Raw genomic sequence first — 19,740 nt, forward strand, 5'->3', positions numbered from 1 at the left:
ATGCAACGTGTGAGCGAGTTCGCGAAGGCGAAGGGCATCAGCAGGGGCCGAGCCTACGAGCTGGTGCGCGCAGGGGTCCTGCCAGCGCACATCCTGGCTGACGGAAGCATCATCCTCGATGACGCGGCAGCGCTGTGGGAGCCACGAAAAGCACGGCCGCTGTCGCAGGCCATGGCGTGGAAGCTGCTCCAGGCTCTCGACGGAGCACGAGGTGAAGGACTTCGCGACTCTGAGCGGGCGAGGATCAGAGGCCACCTCGCAGCGGTGCAACAGGCTGAGAGCCCAGCGCGCGAGCTCGCCGCGAAGGTAGCCCGGCGATCGCAACTGCGAGAGTTCGAGGCGCACGTCGAGGACGTGAGGGATCTCCGCGCGGACGAGAGGCTACAGATCTCGGGGGTGGGAGCCCCTGGCTCTGGAATGAACGCGGGAGACGTGGTTGAGGGGTACGTCGATCCGGCCAAGGTCGACGCCGTCGTAGCGGACTACCTCCTGAAGGAACGGCGAGGAGGGAACGTTCGACTGCGCGTTGGCCGTGTTCCCGTGGTTGGGAACGCAGCACTGGCAGCAGACCTTGCCGATTGGGGCCGAGCGCGGGAGCTCCGCGAGGCCGAGCGAATCCTGAACGAACTGTTCGAGCGATGACGCTGAAGCATCTCGATCTGACCAACCTTGATTCCGAGGCCGAAGCAGCATGGGTGGGCGTGCTGGACCTCGCCGAGGTGTGCCCGGAGGGTTGGTCGCTTGCGGGAGGGCAGGCGGTGATGGTGCAGACCGCGTTGCGCGGGCACCGTCCAGAACGCCCCAGTTCTGACGCCGACCTCGTCATTGACTTGCGCTCAGATCCGGGAGCAGCGCGGAAGCTCGTCGACGCCCTCCGCGAGATCGGATTCTCCCCAGCATTGCGAGACGCGCACGGGAGAGTGCATAGGTGGGAGCGTGAGGATGCTCAGATCGACGTTCTCCAGCCCCGCTATCTTGGAGATCGAGCGGAGCGAGGGCTGAGTCGTGCCGGTCTGGAGACGATCGCCGCGCCCGGGGCACAGCATCTCCTCTCCCGCACTGAGCAGGTGAACGTCACTCTGGGAGAGAGGTCTGCACCAGTGCGGACCCCGACAGCGTTGGGGATCATCGTGGCGAAAGCTGCCGGGTTTCAAGAAATCATCGAGGATCGCTATCGGGTACGGCATCTTGCGGACATTCTTACCGTGGGCTCGATCGTCAGCGGCCGCGACCTGAGAAGAGAGGCTCCGTACACACGTCTCGAACGGCAGCGAGTAGGAAACGCGATCGGAGTAATTCGGGGAGGAAAGTATGCACAGGAGCTGATGGCCTGGTTCCCGAACGACCTCTCTGAGAGAGCGGAGAACCTCACCGCTTTGCATCGGGCACATTCTGCTCGCCCCGCGCTGAAACGCCGAGCGATGAGGGAGACGTGAACAACTGTGCCGCTCCCTCCGCTCGAGGGAGGCCAAGCTCAACCCCCCGATACACCTGCATCGGTCGAGGTCGGAACGGTCAGATCAAGCCTGATGAGGAACAATGGACGTTTTCCCAGTGCGGCTTCCTTTCAATGGCTTCGTGACCGCAGAGGAGACGCACCAGCACATGTCTCAGCGCCCGAACTACTTACAGCAGTATCGCCCCCCTACCGCGCCGAGCTCATCTCTGGCACCGCAGTTTCGTAGGCGTACGCTTCCTCTCCGTGGGCCGCCGCGTCGATCCCCTCCTCCTCGACCGTCGGCGGCACGCGCAGGCCGGTGATCCGCTTCACCCCGAGCGCGATGAGCAGCGAGGCCACGAAGGAGTACACGACCACAGACAACACCGAAATCGTCTGCACCAGGAGCAGCCCGCCGTTCCCGCCGGTGAAGAGGCCGTCGTGGAAGGCGAAGAACCCCAGGTAAAGCGAGCCGATCACCCCCGCGACCAGGTGCAATCCCACCACGTCGAGCGAGTCGTCGTAACCGAGGCGGTACTTCCAGTCGATTGCGAAGGCGCAGGCGACGCCCGCAATGAGGCCGAGCAGCAGCGCCCAGAGCGGGGCGAGGTTCGCGGCAGAGGGCGTGATCGCCACGAGGCCGGCGACCGCGCCCGACGCTGCGCCGATGACACCCGGCTTCTTGCCGCGGATCGTGTCGACCAGGATCCAGCCGACGATGCCGGCGGCGGGCGCGCCGAGGGTGTTGACGACGATGAGGCCAGCCTCCGGCCCCTCGGTCGCGAGACCCGAATTGAAGCCGATCCAGCCGAACCACAGCAGCGCGGCGCCGATCGTGACGAGCGGCACGCTGTGGGGCTTATGCGATCCGGGGCCGAAGCCGAGGCGCTTCCCCGCCACGAGGGCGAGCGCGAGGGCCGCCGCGCCGGCGTTGATGTGGATCACCGTGCCGCCGGCGAGGTCGATGACGTCCGGTGTGCCGAGTGTCGCGCCGAGATGCTGGATCCAGCCGCCGCCCCAGACCCACGCCGAGACCGGGAAGTAGACGAGCGAGGCCCACACGCCCGCGAAGAGCACCCACGAGCCGAGACCGACGCGGTCGGCGATGGCGCCCGAGATGAGCGCGGTGGAGATCATCGCGAACACCGCGCCGAATCCGACGGAGATGAACTTCGCGGGATCGGTTGCGAGCAGACCGAAGTCTTTGAACGGGCTTCCCGCGAAGCCGGTCTCGCCAGCGGCGAAGAAGTTCATGCTGTAGCCGAACAGGATCCACAGCACCCCAACGACGCCCATCGCGCTGACGCTGAAGAGCATCATGTTGACGACCGAGCGCACTCGCACGAGGCCACCGTAGAAGAGGGCAAGTCCGGGAGTCATAATGAGGACGAGCGCGGTGCTCACGAGCGTCCACACCTCCCCTGTCGTGAGTTCCATAGCCGCCGACCACCTTTCTTCCGCATGAGTCCGAGTACTGCTCCTGCGTTTCAGTGTGCGTTCGCGCTGTTTCCGAGGCGTCTCCGAGCGGTTTCATCGCGGTCACATGACCGTGACGGTCGTGTTTCGCGCGCTCGCATCGCGGGGAACTCCGGATCGAGGAACGCCCTCACTCCCCGCGGGATCTCCAGGAAGGTGAGGGGCTACGTTATGCGGAGCGGATCACTCGCCCTCGCCGCTCCCCCGGGATTCGCGCGAATCCCGCAACTCCTGACCAGAAACCAGGCCGGGGAGCCCGCGGCCGTTGCGGGTGGTAAGGAGCAGCACCAGCGAGAAGCCGGCGAACAGCAGGGCGAAGAGCCCGCCGGGTGCCGGAAGCGCGCCGAGGATCGCGTAGCCGGTCACGCCGCCAAGCGCGCGCATGATTCGGGCGAGCGGCTGCGGCAGCCGGCCGCCCGCGTATCGGAGTTGCACGGCAAGATCTCCGATGCTGCGACCCGTGCTGAGGATCACCACGACCCAGAGGAGCGAAGCGAACGCGACGCTGCCGATCCCGGCCAGCTCGCCCGCGCGAGTCGTTTCGGCGGGCGACAGGGTCATGAGGTTCGTGGCCGCGAGCACCGCGCCGATATTGACGGTGAACTGCACGAGCGCGAAGGCGAGGCCGTCCGAGATCATTCCGAGGAAGCGGCGGCCGCGCGTCACGGGGCGGGGCAGGGAAGCCCCTGGCAGTGCGCCGGTGCGGCGCCACGCCCGCGGAACAATGAGGGCGAACAGCGAGCCGATGAGTGCACCGGAGGTGTTGGTGACGATGTCGACGACGTCGAACATGCGGTAGGCGCACGGGTAGATTCCCCAGGCTCCCGTGAGCTGCGTGGTCTCGATGAGGGTCGAAACGAGGAGTCCCGTGATCCCGGCGACGAGGATCCCCCTGCCGCCGAGCACGCGCACGAAGAAGCCGAGCGGCAGGAACAGCAGGACATTCAGGGCGAGCTGCAGGAACTGCGGCGTGCGCAGCGGGTTTCCCTGCGCGGCCAACGCGGTGCGGAGGTCTGCGGCGAGTGTCCCCAGGTCGAAGTTGGGCGGCACGCAGTCGAAGGAACCGGGCTCCGGGAGCGGGAGCAGCGTGTACGTCCAGATGGCCCAGAAGTAGACGAGCGCCGCGATCCAGAGCAGGACGCGCCCCGCGCTGAGCGTGCCCCGTCGACGGTAGCTCGCCGCGACGAACGGCACGAAGAGGACGACGCCGACGATCAGGCCGAGGCCGAGCGCCCACGCAGCCGAATAGAGTTCTTGACCCACCCGGATAAGCTACCGGGTTGCGGCGCCCCGACTCTGCAAGCAGAGCGAGAATCAGCGAGGCGGTGAACCTCGCGCGCGGCTACGCCCGCGCGACGGGTTCACCCTCCCGCCACACCCGCGTCACCAGCTCGGAGGCAACATCGCCGACCTTCGTGCCGATGCAGAGGCTCGTGAAGGCGAGCACCGCTCCCAGGAGTCCCGCGGGTTCGAACGCGGTCAGCGCGACGAGACCGATCGTGCCGGGAACGAGCAGGAGGAACGCGGGCTGGAAGGACACCGTCGCGGGAACCGCGAGTGTCAGCCGCTCGACGAGGCGTGCCGCGACGAAGAGCGTCGCGGCGGTGATCCCGATCGCAGCGACGTTTCCGCACAGCGGCGTGAGGATCGTGAGCACCGCGTAGGCGCTCGTCATCATCACGACGTTCACGAGGGTGAGGGCGCGGCCGGATCCAAAGGCGAGTCCGATCCCGACGGCGAGGATCACAACGCCTACCCACGAAAACCAGATGGGAGGCAGTTCATGCCACCCTGACCCGAGCGCGGCCGCCTCGCCGGCTCGACCGACGAGGGCAACCGAGTCGGTGTCGATCTGCAGGCCGGTGATGGCCCGGCCGGACGCGATTCCTGCCGTCATGAACCCGAGCACGATGAGCCCGTACATGAGCCGCGCCGAGCCGGTGACGATGTCGGTCGCGGTGAGTTCGAGGAGCGCGTTCGTGATGAGCGCTCCGGGAACGAGGATCGCGATCGGGGCGCACACCGCGAAGAGCGGCACGGGGCCGGTGCCGAGCACGCTGGCCGCGATCCCGACCGCGGTCGTGGAGACGAAGGCGGTCACGAACGGGGCGATCGCCACGGCGCCCCCTCCCCTGCTGAGCAACCGGGTGGTTACCCCGACGAGCCCGCCCGCGACCGCGGCGAGCGCGACCGCCCACCACGGGCAGCGGAACAGGATTGCGAGGCCGAGCGCGATCAGGATCCCGCCGACGACCCACTTGAGGCCGGGCAGGGTTCGGCTGGCCGCGCGGATCTGCCCGACCTGCTCCGGGATGACGCCGAGTGGCTGCACGCCCCGCTCGATCCGCCTGGCGAGCCGATTCACGGCCGCCGCCTGCGCAAAGGTGAGCTCGGACTTGTGGGCGTGCACGACGACGGTGCTGCCGCTTGCCTCCTCCGTGACCATGACCATTTCGGTGAACACCGTGGAGCGGTAGCCGCCCACACCGTGCCGTTCGGCCGCGCGGTTGAGGGTCGCGGCGACATCGGTGACCGAGACGCCCGCGTCGAGGAGCGCGGCTCCGAGTTCGCCGAGGAGGCGTGCGGCAGTGTGGGTCATTCGGCGGCTTTCTCGCTCGGGAAGCGGCCTCAGACGGAGCGGACGAGGCGGTCGAGGCGGCGGATCGGCGGCGCCCCGTTCGATATTCGTCGCAGCCTCACTGCCCTGTCAAGTGCCGAATCACGCGCGCGTTGTGTGCCCGAGACCCCGCGGAATTCGGCGAGCGCGCTTGGACGAGGCCCGGATCACCGGCGCGGCCGCGATCCGGCGAGGCGTCGCCCGGGCCGCTCGCCTGCTCGTTTCCGATTCCGGTCCCTCACGGAGGTGATCCAGTGCTGAACGAAGAAGACGCACGCTCCGATGACCGGGAGGCAGATAACGGCCGCCATCCAGCTGAAGAACCAGGTATTCGAGTGCTTTCGATACTGCTTCGTCAGCAAGAAGAGCGCGGGGATCACGAACGCGGCGCAGAGGACGGTGAGCGCCCAGGAGGGCACGCTCCCCCAGGGCGTTTCAAGGGGTAAATCGTTGACCACGGGCTGCCTTCGGTGTCTGCTGCGTTGACGCCGCTCGCGATGGCGCGGCGCGACCCGATCGAATGGGTCCCCGCGCGATCACGGAATCATCAGGCGGTTTCGCTCCCACGATAGCGCGGCAGCCGAGACGCCGGAATCGCGGCGGCCGCGCTCACTCCCGCGAGGATCAGGAATCCGATCTTCAGCGTGCGGAGCCGCTGTTCCTCGTTGAGCCCAACGGCGGCCTCAATCTGCGCCTGGGTCGCGGATGTCTCGGCGAGCCGCTCCTCGAGGGCTTGATTGCTGATGAAGTTGGCGCGGTCGAGGCCCGCCTGCTCGGCGATGTCCTGCGGCAGCTCCGGGTGCGCCTCGACGGCGGTCGCGATGCCCGCGCTCAGGATCGTGACGAGCACCGCCCCCATCACGGCCGTGCCCACGGCGGACGCGAGGTTCTGCGTCGTTCCGCGGATCGATCCGACGTCGCCGGCGAGTTCCTTGGGAACCGCGGTCACGAGCACGTTGAAAACGAGCGTGACCAGGGCGCCCTGCCCCATCCCGAACACGATGAGGCCGAGGATCGTGGGCAGGGTCTCCCAGTTGTTCGTGACGACGAACGCGAGCCACACGAGCGCCCCGGTCGTGAGCCCGAACGCCGCGAGTGCGATCGCCCGCGGGCTGAATCGCCGGTAGAAGCGCACGATCAGGGTCGCGGTGACGAACACGGTGAGGTTGAACGGCATCATCGCGAGCGAGGTGTCGAACGGCGTCCGCCCCTGGACGACCTGGATGTAGGTGGGCACGGTGAAGTTCACCGCGGCCTCCATGGCGACGATGATGAACATCGCGTACACGGCGGCTCGCTCACTCGGGCGCCCGAGAACGCTGAGGTCGACAAGCGGGACCTTCTCGGCGCGCATCCGCCCCCTGGTCCAGAGGAAGAACAGCTGCCCGAGAATAATGCCAAGGACGACGAGTATCGGTGCCGGTGATACGCCGAGCACGGAGAACGGCGCGGTGTCCCGCGCGAGCAGAATGCCCCATCCGTTCAGGTTGTTGAACCCGAGCGAGAGCGCGACGATCGACGCGCCGATCAGGGCGGACGCCACGAGGTCGATCCGGATGCTGCGGTTCCCTCGATCGGGGCGCAGCGTGAAGCTCAGCGCGAACACGGCGACCGCGAGCGCGAGCGTCACGACGAAGATCGGCCGCCAGCCGACGAGCGTCCCCAGGGTCCCGCCCAGCAGGAACGCGGAGAGCCCGGAGAACGCCCGCGCGGATCCGAGCGAGCCGACCGCCGTCGCCTGCTGCTCGCCCTCGTAGTTCTCCGTGATCAGGGCGACGAGGGCGGGGACGATGATCGCCGCGCAACTGCCCGCGATGAACTGGCCCGCGATCGCCCAGCCCGCGTTCGGGGAGAAGATCATGATGAGCGAGGATCCCGCGAACGCGACGACCACGATCCGGAAGATCAGGACCCAGCCGACACGCTGGCCGAGCTTCGCGCCCGTCATCACGAACGCGGCGACGGCGAGACCGTAGACGACGATCGTGCTGCTCGCCACGGTGGGCGGCACGTCGAAGTCCTGCACCATCCCGCCGAGCGAGATCGGCAGGGCGGCGACGTTGAACGACATCAGCACCTGCGCGAGGAACAGGCCGATCATCGGCCCCCAGGATCGCCGTTCGGCGTCCGTGGCTGGGATCGTGGACGGGGATGCGGTCATGCGGGATTTCCGTTCTCGTGGGGCGCCTGCTCGTGCGGCGCGTGCTCGGATCTTGCGGGAGGGGCCGGAGAGGCAAAGAGATTCAGGCCGAGCGAGCGGGAGAGGTAGCCGCAGGCGCGCTGGCCGCGGACGCTGTTCCCCGCGGGGTCGAGGAGCGGCGAGTAGACGCCGATCGCCCCCTTGCCCGGCGAGACGGCGACGATGCCGCCGGAGACTCCCGACTTCGCCGGCAGCCCGATCTCGAACAGCCACTCCCCGGAGCGCTCGTACATGCCGGCGGCCGCGAGTGCGGCGAGGGTGTCGCGTGCGACCTCGGCGGAGACCACCCGTTCCCCGGTGATCGGATTGACGCCGCCGCCGGCGAGCGTCGCCCCCATCGTCGCGAGATCGTTCGCGGTGACCGAGAGTGCGCACTGTCTCGTGTACACGTCAACGGTTTCGAGCGGGTCGGTCGTGAGCCGCCCGTAGGACTCGAGGAGCCGCGCAATGGCCTTGTTCCGCTGGTTGGCGGCCATTTCGGAGCGGTAGACGTCGCCGTCGAGTTCGAGCGGTCGGCCGGCGAAGCGCGAGAGGCCGAGCCGGATCGCCTCCCACTGCTCGACGTCGGTCGCTCCCGGCATGAGCGCGGTTGTGGCGATCGCTCCGGCGTTGACCATCGGGTTCATGGGGTGGCCGTCGTTGAGTTCGACGGCCATCACCGAGTTGAAGGGCAGCCCGGTGTTGTTCACGCCGACCCGATCGTGCACGGCCGAGTGCCCGATCTCCTCGCACACGAGCGCGAACACGAACGCCTTCGAGATCGATTGGATCGAGAAGCTCGCCCCGGTGTCCCCCGCGCGATACTGCGTTCCGGCGATGTCGGTGAGCGCGAGGCCGAAGAGCGCCGGATCCGCCTGGGCAAGGATCGGAATGTAGTCGGCGAGCTGACCGTCGTTCAGGTCGAGGTAGCGGTGATACGCCTTGAGGATCAGCGCGTCCACCTCGGAGTCGAAGGGCAGGTTCCCGGTCGATGCGCGCTGCTCGACCCCGTCGCTATCCAACTCGAACATCCGACCCGCCGCATCTGTTCTCTTCACCTCAATTGAGCTGTACTCGAACAGTTTTCTGCGTTAAGCAACACATGTCAATTTCTTTTTCGCGCGTCGCCCGGTCGCAAAAATGGGGTCTGACCAGCACGAAATCCGGGCAGACTGCCACATGGCGAGGCGCGCCGGGCGCGCCCGGCGCTTACGCCCGCGCGGGTGGCAGCGCGTCGGGAACCGGCGCCGGCGGGGCCGACATCACGACGCAGAGGGTCGCGATCGGTCCCAGCAGGAGGCTCACGAAAAACCAGGCCAGGCGCGAACGCCGCTTCTGCTCGGCGAGCCCCGCAGTGATCACGGCGAGTGAGAACCAGAACATACCCGTCGAAACATAGTCACTCATGGGCGCAGAGTAATTCGCCGGACGGTAGGGCGCGAGGCATTTGGGGCGTTTGGCACAGATCGCCTCGCCGATCGCGCGCGGCGAAGACGCTCCACGCCGCCGCAGGCGGGTCCGTGGCGCGAGGGGCCGCGGTACGCGGTGCGCGCAGGCGCCCCCCCCCTGGCCGACGTCACAGCCACCAGCGTGACCACCCGCGAGGATCAGGCGAGGGTGAGGAACAGCTTCTCGAGCTCCTCCCGCTGCTCCTCCGCGCCGCCGTCCGGGTCGGTCAGGCACTCCCGGAGCGCGGTCGAGATGATGAGGAATCCCGCGCGGTCGATCGCCTTGGAGACCGCGGAAAGCTGCTGCACGACCTCTCGGCACCCCGCCTCGGACTCCACCGCGTCGATCACCGCGGCGAGCTGGCCCTGCGCACGCTTGAGACGATTCGCAACCTTGCGCTTCGCCTCGGCGTCGTGAAACGGCGTCCCGCCGGACATCGCCTTGCCCTCGGTCGCAACACTCGCGTCTGCCATGGTGCCCATCCTTCACACGTTCTCGATCCGCACTTGACGACCATGATACCCCAGGGGGTATAGTGTTGCCTGTCACCCGGAATACTCCCCGGGGTATCGATCATCCAGGAGGATCCCATGTGCCGTGCCACCACCTGCAAGACCTGCGCCAAAACCACGTGGGCCGGGTGCGGCCAACACGTCGCGATGGTGCGCGCCGGCGTCCCCGCCGGTCAGTGGTGCAACGGCAAGCACTCCCCCGCGGAAATCGCCGCGGCGCGCTCCCAGCGAACAGGCTTCTTCGCCCGACTCTTCGGGCGTTAGGCTGCGATCAGCCCTTTTCATCACTTATGGCGCCCAGCGCCAGCCCGAATTCCCGCCCAGCACAGAACCGGAGCAGAACATGGCAACCGTAGACCTCACCGCAGACACCCTCGCCCCCACGATCCAGGGGGACGGCATTGTCCTGCTCGATTTCTGGGCCGACTGGTGCGGACCCTGCAAGGCGTTCGCGCCCAACTACGAGGCGGTCTCCGAGGCGAACCCCGACATCGTCTTCGGCAAGATCGACACCGAGGCTGAGCAGGCCCTCGCCGCCGAGTTCCAGATCACCTCGATCCCGACGCTCATGATCTTCCGCGACGGTATCCTCGTGTTCGCGCAGCCTGGCGCGCTCCCGAAGCCGCAGCTCGAGCAGCTCGTGCAGGGCGCGCGCGACCTCGACATGGAGGACGTGAAGCGCCAGATCGCCGAGCAGGAAGCCGCCCCGCAGGCGTAGACCGGCGGAACGCGAACCCCACACGCCACCCCGAACACCCGAACGAAGGAAAAGCTATGTGCGCACGAATCACCTGCGAAACCTGCGGAAAGCCCACCTGGGCCGGCTGCGGAGAGCACATCGAGGAGGCCCTCGCCGGCGTCCCTGCGGCGGATCGCTGCCAGGGGCACTAAGCGCACGATCCTCACAGAGCAGCGGGGGGGGGGGGGGGGGGGGGGGCCCCCCCCCCCCCCCCCCCCCCCCCCCCCCCCCCGGGCGGCCCCCCCCCCCCCCCCCCCCCCCCCCCCCCCCCCGCTGCGTCCTCCCCCGCTGAATGTGCGGCGGACCTAACGATCGTCGAGCGCCTTTCCGCCGCGATCGACGAGCCCCCAGGTCGCGCCCGCTGCGGCCAGGAAGAACACCGCGAACACCGTGAACGTGAGCCCTGACCCGCCGGCGAGCAGCAGCACGGGCACGAGCAGCGGCGCCACGATTGACGCGATGCGGCCCACGCCCGCGGCCCATCCGGCCCCCGTGGCACGCAGCGAGGTCGGATAGATCTCGGGGGTCACGGCGTACAGCGCGCCCCAGGCGCCGAGGTTGAAGAACGAGAGCGCCATTCCGGAGGCGATGATCGCGCCCTCGGCGTGCACGGTGCCGAACAGGATCGCGGAAACCGCGGATCCGAGCAGGAACACGGACAGGGTGAGGCGCCTGCCCCAGACCTCGATGAGCCACGCGGCCACCGCGTAGCCGGGCAGCTGCGCGAGCGTGATGATGAGCGTGAACGCGAAGGATCGCACGAGGCTGAATCCCGCGTCGACGAGGATGCTCGGGATCCAGATGAAGGCGCCGTAGTAGGCGAAGTTGACGCAGAACCAGACCACCCAGATCGAGAGGGTGCGGCCGCGGAACTCGGCGGACCAGAGCGCGGCGAGGCGTCCGCCCCGCACGGGTTCGAGCCGTTCCGGGGCGGGGGTCTCGGGAGTCGCGGACGCTGCGGCGCCGGTCGCGGGCGCGACCGCTGGCGCCGATTGCGCGGGCGCGGGCGCTGGCGCTGGCGCGGGAGCCGAGCCCCGACGCCACAGCGCGGGCGAACGTTCGAAATCGGCGACGACCCGCTCGGCCTCGGCGACCCGGCCGCGCCCGGCGAGCCAGCGCGGCGATTCCGGCAACCCCCAGCGCACGATCAGCGCGTACACCGCGGGGATCGCGCCGAGCGCGAAGGCCCAGCGCCAACCGTTCTCGGATCCGGGCACCACGAAGTACCCGATGAGCGCGGCAGCGGTCCAGCCGACGGCCCAGAACGCCTCGAGGATCACGATGATCCGGCCGCGGATCCTTGCCGGCGCGAGCTCACTGACGTAGGTCGATGCGACCGGAAGTTCTGCCCCGAGCCCCAGTCCGACGAAGAAGCGGAGCACGAGCAGCAGCCCGATCCCGCCGACGAGGGCGCTCGCGCCCGTCGCAACGCCGTACACGAGCAGGGTCAGCGCAAACACCTGGCGGCGGCCGATCCGGTCTGCGAGCAGACCGCCGAGGCTCGCGCCGATCGCCATTCCGGCGAAGCCGATCGAGGCGATGAGACCGCCCTCGCCCTTCGTGAGTCCCCACTGCGCGGAGAGCGCGGCGATGATGAAGGAGATGAGGCCGACGTCCATCGCGTCGAGCGCCCAGCCGATACCCGAACCCGTGAGCACGCGGCCGTGGGATCGTGTAAACGGCAGGGCGTCGAGGCGCTGCGAAATGGTGCGTTGCGCGCCGGCGGGAGTTTCGTTCATGGACTCATCGTAGGGCCACGGGGCGGCCCGGTCAGCCCCTAGATCGAGACGTCGTTCTCGGCGGCGTACTCCTCGGGCGAGAGCAGCGGGCCCTCCTCCGAGACGCGCACCTTGAACAGCCAGGCGGCGCCGTACGGATCGTTGTTCAGCAGCGCCGGATCCTCGAGAACCGCGTCGTTCACCTCGGTGACCTCGCCCGCGACCGGGGAGAAGATCTCGGAGACGGACTTGGTCGACTCCACCTCACCCACGACGGCGCCAACGGCGATCGACGCGCCGACGGACGGCAGGTCAACGAAGACGATGTCGCCGAGCGCGTCCGCGGCGACCTGGGTGATGCCGATGGTTGCCGGGTCGTCGGCGTTGATCCACTCGTGCTCGGATGAATAGCGGAGTCCGGTCTGGACCTTGCTCATGATGCTCCTTCGAAGGGGGTGTTGGGGTGGCTGTGATGTCGGAAAAGAGGCGGGATCGGGAAGAACGCCGGGCGCCGCTACTGCGCGCGGCGGTAGAAGGGCGTCGCGACGACCTCGAACGGCTCGGACTTGCCGCGCAGGTCGACGGCGACGGACGTGCCGGGCTCCGCGAACTCCGGCGCGATCGACGCGAGCGCGATCGGGTACCCCAGCGTGGGGCTCGGCTGCCCGCTCGTGACGACCCCAATGGGCTGATCACCCGCGAGAACCGGGTATCCGGATCGGCCGGCGCGGCGGCCCGTGCCGACGAGCCCGACGAGCACGCGCTTCGGCCCGGCCTCTTTCAGCCGCTCGAGCGCCTCGCGGCCGACAAAGTCCTGCGGCTTCGCGAACGAGACGATCGGGCCGAGGCCCACCTCGAACGGGTTCGTCTCGCGGGACAGTTCGTTGCCGTAGAGCGGCATTCCCGCCTCGAGCCGCAGCGAGTCGCGCGCGGCAAGACCCGCCGGGATCAGGCCAAACGGTTCACCCGCGGCGAGCAGCGCCGCCCACAGCTCTGCGGCGTGCGCGTTCGGGACGTAGAGCTCGAAGCCGTCCTCGCCGGTATAGCCGGTGCGGGCGAGCAGCACCTGGAGCCCGGCGACCTGCGCCGGCGCCGCCGCGTAGTACTTCATGTCGGCGACGAGCCCGCGCTGCTCCTCGGGCACGAGGCCGGAGAGAATCTCCGCTGAACGCGGCCCCTGCACGGCGATCAGGCTCGTGGCGGCGGTTTCGTCGGTGATCTCCACGTCGAGGCCGCCGGCCCGCGCGGCAAACTCCTCGGCGACGACCCCGGCGTTCCCGGCGTTCGGCACGACGAGGTACTCGTCCTCCGCGAGCCGGTAACTGATCAGGTCGTCGATGATTCCGCCGTCTTCGGCGCAGATCAGCGAGTATTTCGCGCGGCCGACCGCGATCCGGCCGAGATCGCCGACGAGCGCCGTGTTCAGGAACTCGGCGGCCTGCGGGCCGCGCACGCGCAGCTCCCCCATGTGGGACAGGTCGAACAGCCCGGCCGCCTCGCGGACCGCGCGGTGCTCGGCCAGTTCGGAGCCGTACTTGAGCGGCATGTCCCAGCCGCCGAAGTCGGTGAAGCTCGCGCCGAGCCGCTCGTGCTCGTCGTGAAGCGCGGTGCGCCGCGGCTCGGTCGCGGATCCTGCGGTGGTGTCGGTCATCGCGTTCCTCAGTTCTCGAAGGCCTCGGGGGCGGGGCAGGAGCAGACCAGGTTGCGGTCGCCGAAGGCGCCGTCGATCCGGTCAACGGGCGGGAAGTACTTGTCGACGCGTAGTGAGGCCACCGGATAGACGGCCTGCTCGCGCGAGTAGGCGCGGTCCCACTCCCCGGCGATCACGGTCTCGGCGGCGTGGGGCGCGGCGCGCAGCGGGGAGTCGGCGATCGCGAAGCGGCCGTCGATAATCTCCTGGATCTCGCCTCGGATCACGATCATCGCCTCGATGAAGCGGTCGAGCTCGGCGAGGTCTTCGGACTCGGTCGGCTCGACCATGAGGGTGCCCGTGACGGGGAAGGCGAGCGTTGGCGCGTGGAAGCCGAAGTCGATGAGGCGTTTGGCCACGTCCTCGGCCGTTACCCCGGAGGCGGCCGTGAGCTCGCGCAGATCGAGGATGCACTCGTGCGCCACGAGGCCTGTCTCGCCCGTGAACAGCACGGGGAAGTGCTCGGTGAGTCGCGCGGCGATGTAGTTCGCGCCGAGGATCGCGCTCTTGGTCGCGAGCGTGAGCCCCTCGCCGCCCATGAGCGCGATGTAGGCGTAGGAGATCGGGAGCACGCCGGCCGAGCCGAACAGGGTCGCGACGACGGGGACGCCGTCGCTCACGGCGTAGGTGCCCGTCGGGTCGCCCGGCACGAACGGGAGCAGGTGCTCAGCGACGCCGATGGGGCCGACGCCGGGGCCGCCCCCGCCGTGCGGGATCGCGAAGGTCTTGTGCAGGTTGAGGTGCGACACGTCGCCGCCGAACCGGCCGGGCTGCGCGAGCCCGACCATCGCGTTCATGTTCGCGCCGTCGATGTAGACCTGGCCGCCGGCCTCGTGCACGAGGTCGCACACCTCGCGCACGTCCTCGTCGTAGACGCCGTACGTCGACGGATAGGTGATCATGATCGCCGCCAGCTCGTCGCGATTCGCGTCGATCTTCGCGCGGAGGTCTTCGAGATCGATCCGGCCCGTCTCGGTGTTCTTCACGACGACGACGCGCATGCCCGCGAGCACCGCGGACGCGGCGTTCGTGCCGTGCGCCGAGGCCGGGATGAGACAGACGGTCCGCTGCTCCTCGCCGCGGGACCGGTGGTAGCCGCGGATCGCGAGGAGGCCGGCGTACTCGCCCTGCGCGCCGGAGTTGGGCTGCAGGGAGACGCCGGCGTAGCCTGTGATCTCGACGAGACGACGCTCGAGCTCGGCGATGAGCTTCCGCCACCCGCGCGTCTGCGACTCGGGCGCGTACGGGTGGATCGAGGCGAACTCGGGCCACGAGATGGACTCCATCTCCGCGGTCGAGTTGAGCTTCATGGTGCAGGAGCCGAGCGGGATCATCGTGCGATCGAGCGCGAGATCGCGGTCCGCGAGCCGTCGCAGATAGCGGAGCATCTGCGTTTCGGACCTGATGGTGCGGAAGATCGGGTGGGTGAGGTAGTCGCTTGTGCGCACGAGATCGCCCGCGAAGCCGAGATCACCGGGGGCGGCCGCCTCGGCCGCCTCTGCGCCGAACGCCGCGACCACTGCCGCGACGTGCTCCGCCGTGGTGGTCTCGTCGGTCGAGACGCCGACCGTGTCGGCGTCGATCCCGCGCAGATTGATCCCGGCCGCAGCAGCCGCTGCGATGATCTCCTCTGCGCGCCCGGGGACGCGCGCGACGACCGTGTCGAAGAACGCGTCGGAGGCGAGCTCGATCCCCGCGCCCGCGAGTGAGTTCGCGATGGTGCGCGCGTGCGCGTGCGCCCGCTCGGCGATGGCCCGCAGGCCGGCCGGTCCGTGATACACCGCGTACATCGACGCCGTGATCGCGAGCAGGGCCTGCGCCGTGCAGATGTTGCTCGTGGCCTTCTCCCGGCGGATGTGCTGTTCGCGGGTCTGGAGGGCGAGCCGGTAGGCGGGGCGGCCCGACGAGTCCTTCGATACTCCGACCAGGCGGCCCGGCAGCGAGCGCTCGAGTCCGGATCGGATCGCGAGGTACGCCGCGTGCGGCCCGCCGAAGAACAGCGGAACGCCGAAGCGCTGGGTGTTCCCGACCGCGACGTCGGCCCCCTGCTCGCCGGGAGGGGTGATGAGCGTGAGCGACAGGAGATCGGCGATCACGGTCACCATCGCACCTCGCTCCTTCGCCTCCGCGATGATTCCCCGCTGGTCGCGGACCGATCCGTCGTTCCCCGGCTGCTGGAGCACGACGCCGAAGATCTCGCCGTCGGGGAGCCCCTCGGTGAGGTCGGCGATCTCGACCTCGAAGCCGAGCGCTTCCGCGCGGCCGCGGATCACGGAGATCGTCTGCGGGAACAGATTCGCGTCGAGCACCGCCCGCGCCGATTCCGGAGCCCGCCCCGCGCGTCGCATGAGCAGGACGGCCTCGGCCGCCGCGGACGACTCATCGAGCATCGACGCGTTCGCGAGCTGCAGGCCGGTGAGATCGGCCACCATCGTCTGGAAATTGAGCAGCGCCTCCAGGCGCCCCTGCGAGATCTCCGGCTGGTACGGCGTGTACGCGGTGTACCAGGCCGGACTTTCGAGCACGTTTCGCCTGATCACGGGCGGGGTGAAGGTGTCGGAGAAGCCCTGGCCGATCATCTGCGTCATGACCACGTTCTCGGCGGCGAGCGCGCGCAGCTCCGCGAGGATCTCCTCCTCGCTCACGTCCCCTGGCAGCGCGAGCGGGTCGCGGCTCCGGATCGAATCCGGCACTGCAGCGTCGACGAGCGCGTCGAGGTCGGCGTAGCCGAGCCGCTCGAGCATGCTGCCGAGCTGCTCCGGATCGGTGACGCCGATGTGCCGGCTGGGGAAGGCGCCTTCGCGGTCGGGACGGGCGCTGGGGGCGGCAACGGTCACGAGGATCTCCATTGGTCGTCGTGCAAGCACGAGTGAGTTGGGACCCTCCCCGCTCTGTACATGGACCTGAGAGATTCGAGCGCGCGCCTGCGCGTGCGCCCTTGCACCGACGGTGGACCGGCACACAGCCGATCGCTTTCCAGAGTTGCCGCGTCGCAGCGGTACGGGGGCCTGAGAGATTCCCGGGGAGGAAATTGCTCCTACGGCGCCGGCTTCCCCAGGGGGTTCCGGACTCTCCCGCCACGACTTAGTGGCCGATATTCACGAATACGCGCAACTCTACACGGGGTCGCGGCGGCTCGGAACTCCGGGCTCGTGCGCGCGCGGAAAATCACCCGTGCGGGATGAGGGGAGTGCCTGCTATCGGCGACGGTACGTCAGGTCCCTGATCGCGCGGCCCTTATCGGAACCCTTCTTCTCAAATGCGGTGAGCACGCGGCCGTCGTAGCGCTCGGCCCAGTCGCCCGCGAAGGCTCGCTCGAAGTCGGGCGCGGCGTCGAGCACCTCGCGCATCTGCTCGGCGTAGTCCTCCCAATCGGTTGCGAGCCGGATCAGGCCGCCGGGGCGCAGGGCGCGGGCGGCGATCCCCGCGAACTCCTCGTTCACGAGGCGGCGCTTCTGGTGGCGCGCCTTCGCCCACGGGTCGGGGAAGTACACCCAGAGCTCGTCGACCGATCCCTCGGGGAGAAAGCGCTCAAGCACCTCCGGGGCGTTCGCCTCGGCGAGGCGCAGGTTATCGACCGCGGCCGACTCCGCGCGGATCATGGTGCGCGCCAGGCCTGCGCGGAACACCTCGATGGCCAGGAAGTTCGTGTCGGGGCGCTCCTGCGCGGCGTGCAGAATCGCGTGCCCCTGCCCGGATCCGACCTCGACCACGAGCGGCGCCTCGCGGCCGAAAATCTCGGCAGGATCCCCCGTCGCGCCCTCGGCCACGCTCGTCGCGGCGCGGCCGTGCGGGACGTCCACGAGGTACAGGTGCCGCAGCCCCTCCCAGGCGCGTTCCTGGGACGGGGTCATGCGCCCGCCGCGTCGCACGAAGGACACCGGCTTGTCCCGGAAGGTGCTCGGGTCGTAGTTCTTTGCGGTGGGGGGCTGCTGCTCAGTCACCCCACAACGCTAATCGGCGGGCGCTCCGGGAGCAAAGCGATGGCGGCCCGCTACCATGGGTGCACCGGCACCGATCCGCTAGGGAGCGCACCATGACCGCACGCATTCTGCTCGTGAACGGCCCGAATCTCAATCTTCTCGGCACTCGCGAGCCGGAGATCTACGGCAGCGAGACGCTCGCAGACGTCGAGGCGCTCGCGGAGCGCACGGCCGCCGGTTTCGGTCTCGAGGTCCGCGCGGTGCAGAGCAACCACGAGGGCGCGCTCATCGACGCGATCCAGGCCGCCCGCGAGGACTGCGCTGGCATTGTCATCAACCCGGGTGCCTTCACGCACACCTCGATCGCGCTCCGCGACGCGATCGCCGGAGTGGAGCTCCCCACCGTTGAGGTGCACATCTCGAACGTGCACGCCCGCGAGGAGTTCCGGCACCGCTCATTCATCTCCGGCGTCGCAGCGGGAGTGATCGTTGGCTGCGGCGTGCAGGGCTACGAGTTCGCGGTGCGACGCCTCGCGGCCCTGATCGCAGGGTAGTTCTCGGGGGCAGCGCGCCGGCCAGCTGATCCGGGTTTCGCCCCCTCCGCTCCCCTACGGCGCCGTCGGAAAGACATCGAACAGCGCCGGATTATGCGCGTGCACCAGCACGGCGAACACCACGGCGTCGAAGATGAGATGCACCGTCACCACGTAGCCGAGCGAGCGCGTGCGCAGGAAGATCATGCCCTGCACGAGCGCGAAGGGAATCGTGAGCAGCGGACCCCACGCCCGATACCCGAGCTCCCAGAGAAACGACACGAACACGACCGCCTGGAGCGCATTCGCGAGCCAGGCGGGAAAATGCCTGAGCAGCAGGACAAAAACGGTGCAGACGAAGAACAGCTCGTCCCAGATGCCCACCGCGCCCACACCCACGAACAGCCGCGCGATCAGATCGGGGGAATCGACGACGGGCCAGTTCCGATAGACCCCCGAGCTGATGAAGTACCAGGGCAGGATCAGCCAGCCGAGCACGATCACGGAGGCGAGCCACACCCAGTGGAAGCGCCCCCACCGGTCGCCTCCGCGCCACGGGAACGCAATGGCCCGATCCCGGAACACGAAACGCGAGAGCACGTAGGGCACGGCGACCGCGCCGCCGAGCGCGAACGTGAACTTCACCATCGACAGGGTGTCGAGGTGCGCGGCGAGCGGGATCGTCCGCACGATCCCCAGGCCGAGCGCGATCAGGAAGAGATCCCGCAGGAGCGAGGGCGTGCGCGGCGCGCCGATCGTCGCAGCAGCCCGGCCGCCGCGCAGCGAGCGGTCATCGGCGTCCAGCGGGATCGAACAGGCCTCGTCGCAGCCGCCGCGGTCCGCGTACCACGCCGCCGCGAGCCCGAGCACGAGCAGAACGACCCCGGCCAGCAGGTCCTCGAACACGAAGAACGCCGGAGCAGAAAGCACCGTGAGCGACGCCGCGATCACGTGCCACGGCTTCACCGTCGGTCCTGATCGCAGCGGCTGTTTCACCCCTTCAGGGTATCGATAGGAGGCGCGGAACCGCCGTCGGGTCCGCGGCGCACCGCTCGCCGGGGGATCAGTCGAAGGGCCCGCGCACCGGACCGGGAGCCTCGTCCAGCGGGACGAGCCGGTCGTCGACGGGGAACGGCACGACGTACTGCGGCTTCGTCACGCCGACGGCCCCGAGATCGTCCTCCTTGACCGTGATCCCGTCCGTGGACAGCTCCGTGATCCGCACCTGCACCCACGAGCCGTCCTCGGCTCGGTAGGCGTGCAGCGCCGCGAGGAACCCGATCCCGATCTCCTCGAGCGCGTCCTCCGCGCTCACCCAGTCAATCGCCTCGGCAGAGCGGGCGCGACCGAACAGATCGAACGGGACGAACCCCTCGCCGGACGGCTCGATCCACCCGACGAGCTCACCGTCTTCTCGGTGGTGCGGGATCCAGGTGTCGGGGGCGCTCATGATTCGAGCCTAACTG

20 protein-coding genes and 2 riboswitches are annotated in these 19,740 nt (G+C 68.9%); of the genes, 6 read left to right on the forward strand and 14 right to left on the reverse strand.

Annotated elements, in window-relative coordinates:
* Positions 1-9 precede the first annotated feature (9 nt).
* On the forward strand, positions 10-642 hold the full coding sequence (locus tag JD292_RS10875; protein WP_200132774.1) for a hypothetical protein: 633 nt from the start codon (positions 10-12) through the stop codon (positions 640-642).
* The gene (locus tag JD292_RS10880; protein WP_200132775.1) at positions 639-1,436 is read left to right on the forward strand and encodes a nucleotidyl transferase AbiEii/AbiGii toxin family protein; all 798 of its coding nucleotides are present in this window, start codon (positions 639-641) and stop codon (positions 1,434-1,436) included. The genes JD292_RS10875 and JD292_RS10880 overlap by 4 nt, the downstream gene beginning before the upstream one ends.
* A 209-nt stretch (positions 1,437-1,645) precedes the next feature.
* On the opposite strand, the gene JD292_RS10885 is transcribed toward JD292_RS10880, so the two are convergent.
* From JD292_RS10885 to JD292_RS10915, 7 genes are all read right to left on the reverse strand, one after another.
* Complete coding sequence (locus JD292_RS10885) at positions 1,646-2,875, reverse strand: ammonium transporter (protein WP_200132776.1); 1,230 nt, start codon at positions 2,873-2,875, stop codon at positions 1,646-1,648.
* Positions 2,876-3,097: 222 nt separating this feature from the next.
* The gene (locus JD292_RS10890; RefSeq protein WP_200132777.1) at positions 3,098-4,177 is read right to left on the reverse strand and encodes a VanZ family protein; all 1,080 of its coding nucleotides are present in this window, start codon (positions 4,175-4,177) and stop codon (positions 3,098-3,100) included.
* 79 nt (positions 4,178-4,256) lie between these two features.
* Positions 4,257-5,513 (reverse strand): threonine/serine exporter family protein, encoded by a 1,257-nt coding sequence (locus JD292_RS10895; protein ID WP_200132778.1) that lies wholly within the window; start codon positions 5,511-5,513, stop codon positions 4,257-4,259.
* Between the two features lie 565 nt (positions 5,514-6,078).
* Positions 6,079-7,692 carry an MFS transporter gene (locus JD292_RS10900; RefSeq protein ID WP_233614160.1) on the reverse strand — a complete coding sequence of 538 codons (1,614 nt, stop codon included), beginning with the start codon at positions 7,690-7,692 and terminating at the stop codon, positions 6,079-6,081.
* Positions 7,689-8,741: a glutaminase A gene (gene glsA / locus JD292_RS10905; protein WP_200132779.1), complete on the reverse strand. Its 1,053-nt coding sequence runs from the start codon at positions 8,739-8,741 to the stop codon at positions 7,689-7,691. Before glsA ends, JD292_RS10900 begins: the two co-directional genes overlap by 4 nt.
* A 178-nt stretch (positions 8,742-8,919) precedes the next feature.
* Positions 8,920-9,117 (reverse strand): hypothetical protein, encoded by a 198-nt coding sequence (locus tag JD292_RS10910; protein ID WP_200132780.1) that lies wholly within the window; start codon positions 9,115-9,117, stop codon positions 8,920-8,922.
* A 200-nt stretch (positions 9,118-9,317) separates the two neighbouring features.
* The gene (locus JD292_RS10915) at positions 9,318-9,632 is read right to left on the reverse strand and encodes a metal-sensitive transcriptional regulator (RefSeq protein ID WP_200132781.1); all 315 of its coding nucleotides are present in this window, start codon (positions 9,630-9,632) and stop codon (positions 9,318-9,320) included.
* Positions 9,633-9,749: 117 nt separating this feature from the next.
* Between JD292_RS10915 and JD292_RS12265 the strand changes: the two genes are divergently transcribed.
* The 3 genes from JD292_RS12265 (at position 9,750) to JD292_RS12560 (ending at position 10,562) form a co-directional block, all read left to right on the forward strand.
* Positions 9,750-9,935: a DUF8730 family Cys-rich protein gene (locus JD292_RS12265; protein ID WP_233614162.1), complete on the forward strand. Its 186-nt coding sequence runs from the start codon at positions 9,750-9,752 to the stop codon at positions 9,933-9,935.
* A gap of 79 nt (positions 9,936-10,014) precedes the next feature.
* Positions 10,015-10,389, forward strand: a complete 375-nt coding sequence (trxA, locus tag JD292_RS10920; protein WP_200132782.1) for a thioredoxin — start codon at positions 10,015-10,017, stop codon at positions 10,387-10,389.
* Between the two features lie 56 nt (positions 10,390-10,445).
* Entirely contained in the window at positions 10,446-10,562 is a 117-nt protein-coding gene (locus JD292_RS12560; protein WP_500778655.1) for a DUF8730 family Cys-rich protein, read from the forward strand.
* A 153-nt stretch (positions 10,563-10,715) separates the two neighbouring features.
* On the opposite strand, the gene JD292_RS10925 is transcribed toward JD292_RS12560, so the two are convergent.
* The 5 genes from JD292_RS10925 to trmB form a co-directional block, all read right to left on the reverse strand.
* The gene (locus JD292_RS10925) at positions 10,716-12,149 is read right to left on the reverse strand and encodes an MFS transporter (protein ID WP_200132783.1); all 1,434 of its coding nucleotides are present in this window, start codon (positions 12,147-12,149) and stop codon (positions 10,716-10,718) included.
* A gap of 38 nt (positions 12,150-12,187) precedes the next feature.
* Positions 12,188-12,565, reverse strand: coding sequence for a glycine cleavage system protein GcvH (gene gcvH / locus JD292_RS10930; protein ID WP_200132784.1), 378 nt, complete (start codon positions 12,563-12,565; stop codon positions 12,188-12,190).
* 77 nt (positions 12,566-12,642) lie between these two features.
* Entirely contained in the window at positions 12,643-13,779 is a 1,137-nt protein-coding gene (gene gcvT, locus JD292_RS10935; protein WP_200132785.1) for a glycine cleavage system aminomethyltransferase GcvT, read from the reverse strand.
* An 8-nt stretch (positions 13,780-13,787) separates the two neighbouring features.
* Positions 13,788-16,667: an aminomethyl-transferring glycine dehydrogenase gene (gene gcvP / locus JD292_RS10940; protein ID WP_200132786.1), complete on the reverse strand. Its 2,880-nt coding sequence runs from the start codon at positions 16,665-16,667 to the stop codon at positions 13,788-13,790.
* Positions 16,668-16,699: 32 nt separating this feature from the next.
* Positions 16,700-16,804: riboswitch (glycine riboswitch) on the reverse strand.
* Positions 16,805-16,905, reverse strand: a riboswitch (glycine riboswitch).
* 110 nt (positions 16,906-17,015) lie between these two features.
* A complete protein-coding gene (trmB, locus tag JD292_RS10945; RefSeq protein ID WP_200132787.1) occupies positions 17,016-17,762 on the reverse strand; it encodes a tRNA (guanosine(46)-N7)-methyltransferase TrmB in 747 nt (248 codons plus the stop codon).
* A gap of 92 nt (positions 17,763-17,854) precedes the next feature.
* Here trmB and aroQ point away from each other — a divergent pair, with 92 nt between their 5' ends.
* Positions 17,855-18,295, forward strand: coding sequence for a type II 3-dehydroquinate dehydratase (gene aroQ, locus JD292_RS10950; protein ID WP_200132788.1), 441 nt, complete (start codon positions 17,855-17,857; stop codon positions 18,293-18,295).
* Positions 18,296-18,349: 54 nt separating this feature from the next.
* On the opposite strand, the gene JD292_RS10955 is transcribed toward aroQ, so the two are convergent.
* Positions 18,350-19,270: a CPBP family intramembrane glutamic endopeptidase gene (locus JD292_RS10955; protein WP_200132789.1), complete on the reverse strand. Its 921-nt coding sequence runs from the start codon at positions 19,268-19,270 to the stop codon at positions 18,350-18,352.
* Between the two features lie 67 nt (positions 19,271-19,337).
* Positions 19,338-19,724: a hypothetical protein gene (locus JD292_RS10960; RefSeq protein ID WP_200132790.1), complete on the reverse strand. Its 387-nt coding sequence runs from the start codon at positions 19,722-19,724 to the stop codon at positions 19,338-19,340.
* Between the last annotated feature and the right edge of the window lie 16 nt (positions 19,725-19,740).

Origin of the sequence: Leucobacter edaphi (assembly GCF_016522535.1) — a bacterium.
GTDB classification, from domain to species: domain Bacteria; phylum Actinomycetota; class Actinomycetes; order Actinomycetales; family Microbacteriaceae; genus Leucobacter; species Leucobacter edaphi.

Coding starts and splice junctions, on each gene's coding strand:
- gcvP (WP_200132786.1), bottom strand. CDS start 16,667: ATGGAGATCCTCGTGACCGTTGCCGCCCCCAGCGCCCGTCCCGACCGC.
- JD292_RS10895 (WP_200132778.1), bottom strand. CDS start 5,513: ATGACCCACACTGCCGCACGCCTCCTCGGCGAACTCGGAGCCGCGCTC.
- JD292_RS10885 (WP_200132776.1), bottom strand. CDS start 2,875: ATGGAACTCACGACAGGGGAGGTGTGGACGCTCGTGAGCACCGCGCTC.
- trxA (WP_200132782.1), top strand. CDS start 10,015: ATGGCAACCGTAGACCTCACCGCAGACACCCTCGCCCCCACGATCCAG.
- JD292_RS10915 (WP_200132781.1), bottom strand. CDS start 9,632: ATGGCAGACGCGAGTGTTGCGACCGAGGGCAAGGCGATGTCCGGCGGG.
- aroQ (WP_200132788.1), top strand. CDS start 17,855: ATGACCGCACGCATTCTGCTCGTGAACGGCCCGAATCTCAATCTTCTC.
- JD292_RS10880 (WP_200132775.1), top strand. CDS start 639: ATGACGCTGAAGCATCTCGATCTGACCAACCTTGATTCCGAGGCCGAA.
- JD292_RS10960 (WP_200132790.1), bottom strand. CDS start 19,724: ATGAGCGCCCCCGACACCTGGATCCCGCACCACCGAGAAGACGGTGAG.
- JD292_RS10925 (WP_200132783.1), bottom strand. CDS start 12,149: ATGAACGAAACTCCCGCCGGCGCGCAACGCACCATTTCGCAGCGCCTC.
- JD292_RS12265 (WP_233614162.1), top strand. CDS start 9,750: ATGTGCCGTGCCACCACCTGCAAGACCTGCGCCAAAACCACGTGGGCC.
- glsA (WP_200132779.1), bottom strand. CDS start 8,741: ATGTTCGAGTTGGATAGCGACGGGGTCGAGCAGCGCGCATCGACCGGG.
- JD292_RS10910 (WP_200132780.1), bottom strand. CDS start 9,117: ATGAGTGACTATGTTTCGACGGGTATGTTCTGGTTCTCACTCGCCGTG.
- JD292_RS10900 (WP_233614160.1), bottom strand. CDS start 7,692: ATGACCGCATCCCCGTCCACGATCCCAGCCACGGACGCCGAACGGCGA.
- gcvT (WP_200132785.1), bottom strand. CDS start 13,779: ATGACCGACACCACCGCAGGATCCGCGACCGAGCCGCGGCGCACCGCG.
- gcvH (WP_200132784.1), bottom strand. CDS start 12,565: ATGAGCAAGGTCCAGACCGGACTCCGCTATTCATCCGAGCACGAGTGG.
- JD292_RS12560 (WP_500778655.1), top strand. CDS start 10,446: ATGTGCGCACGAATCACCTGCGAAACCTGCGGAAAGCCCACCTGGGCC.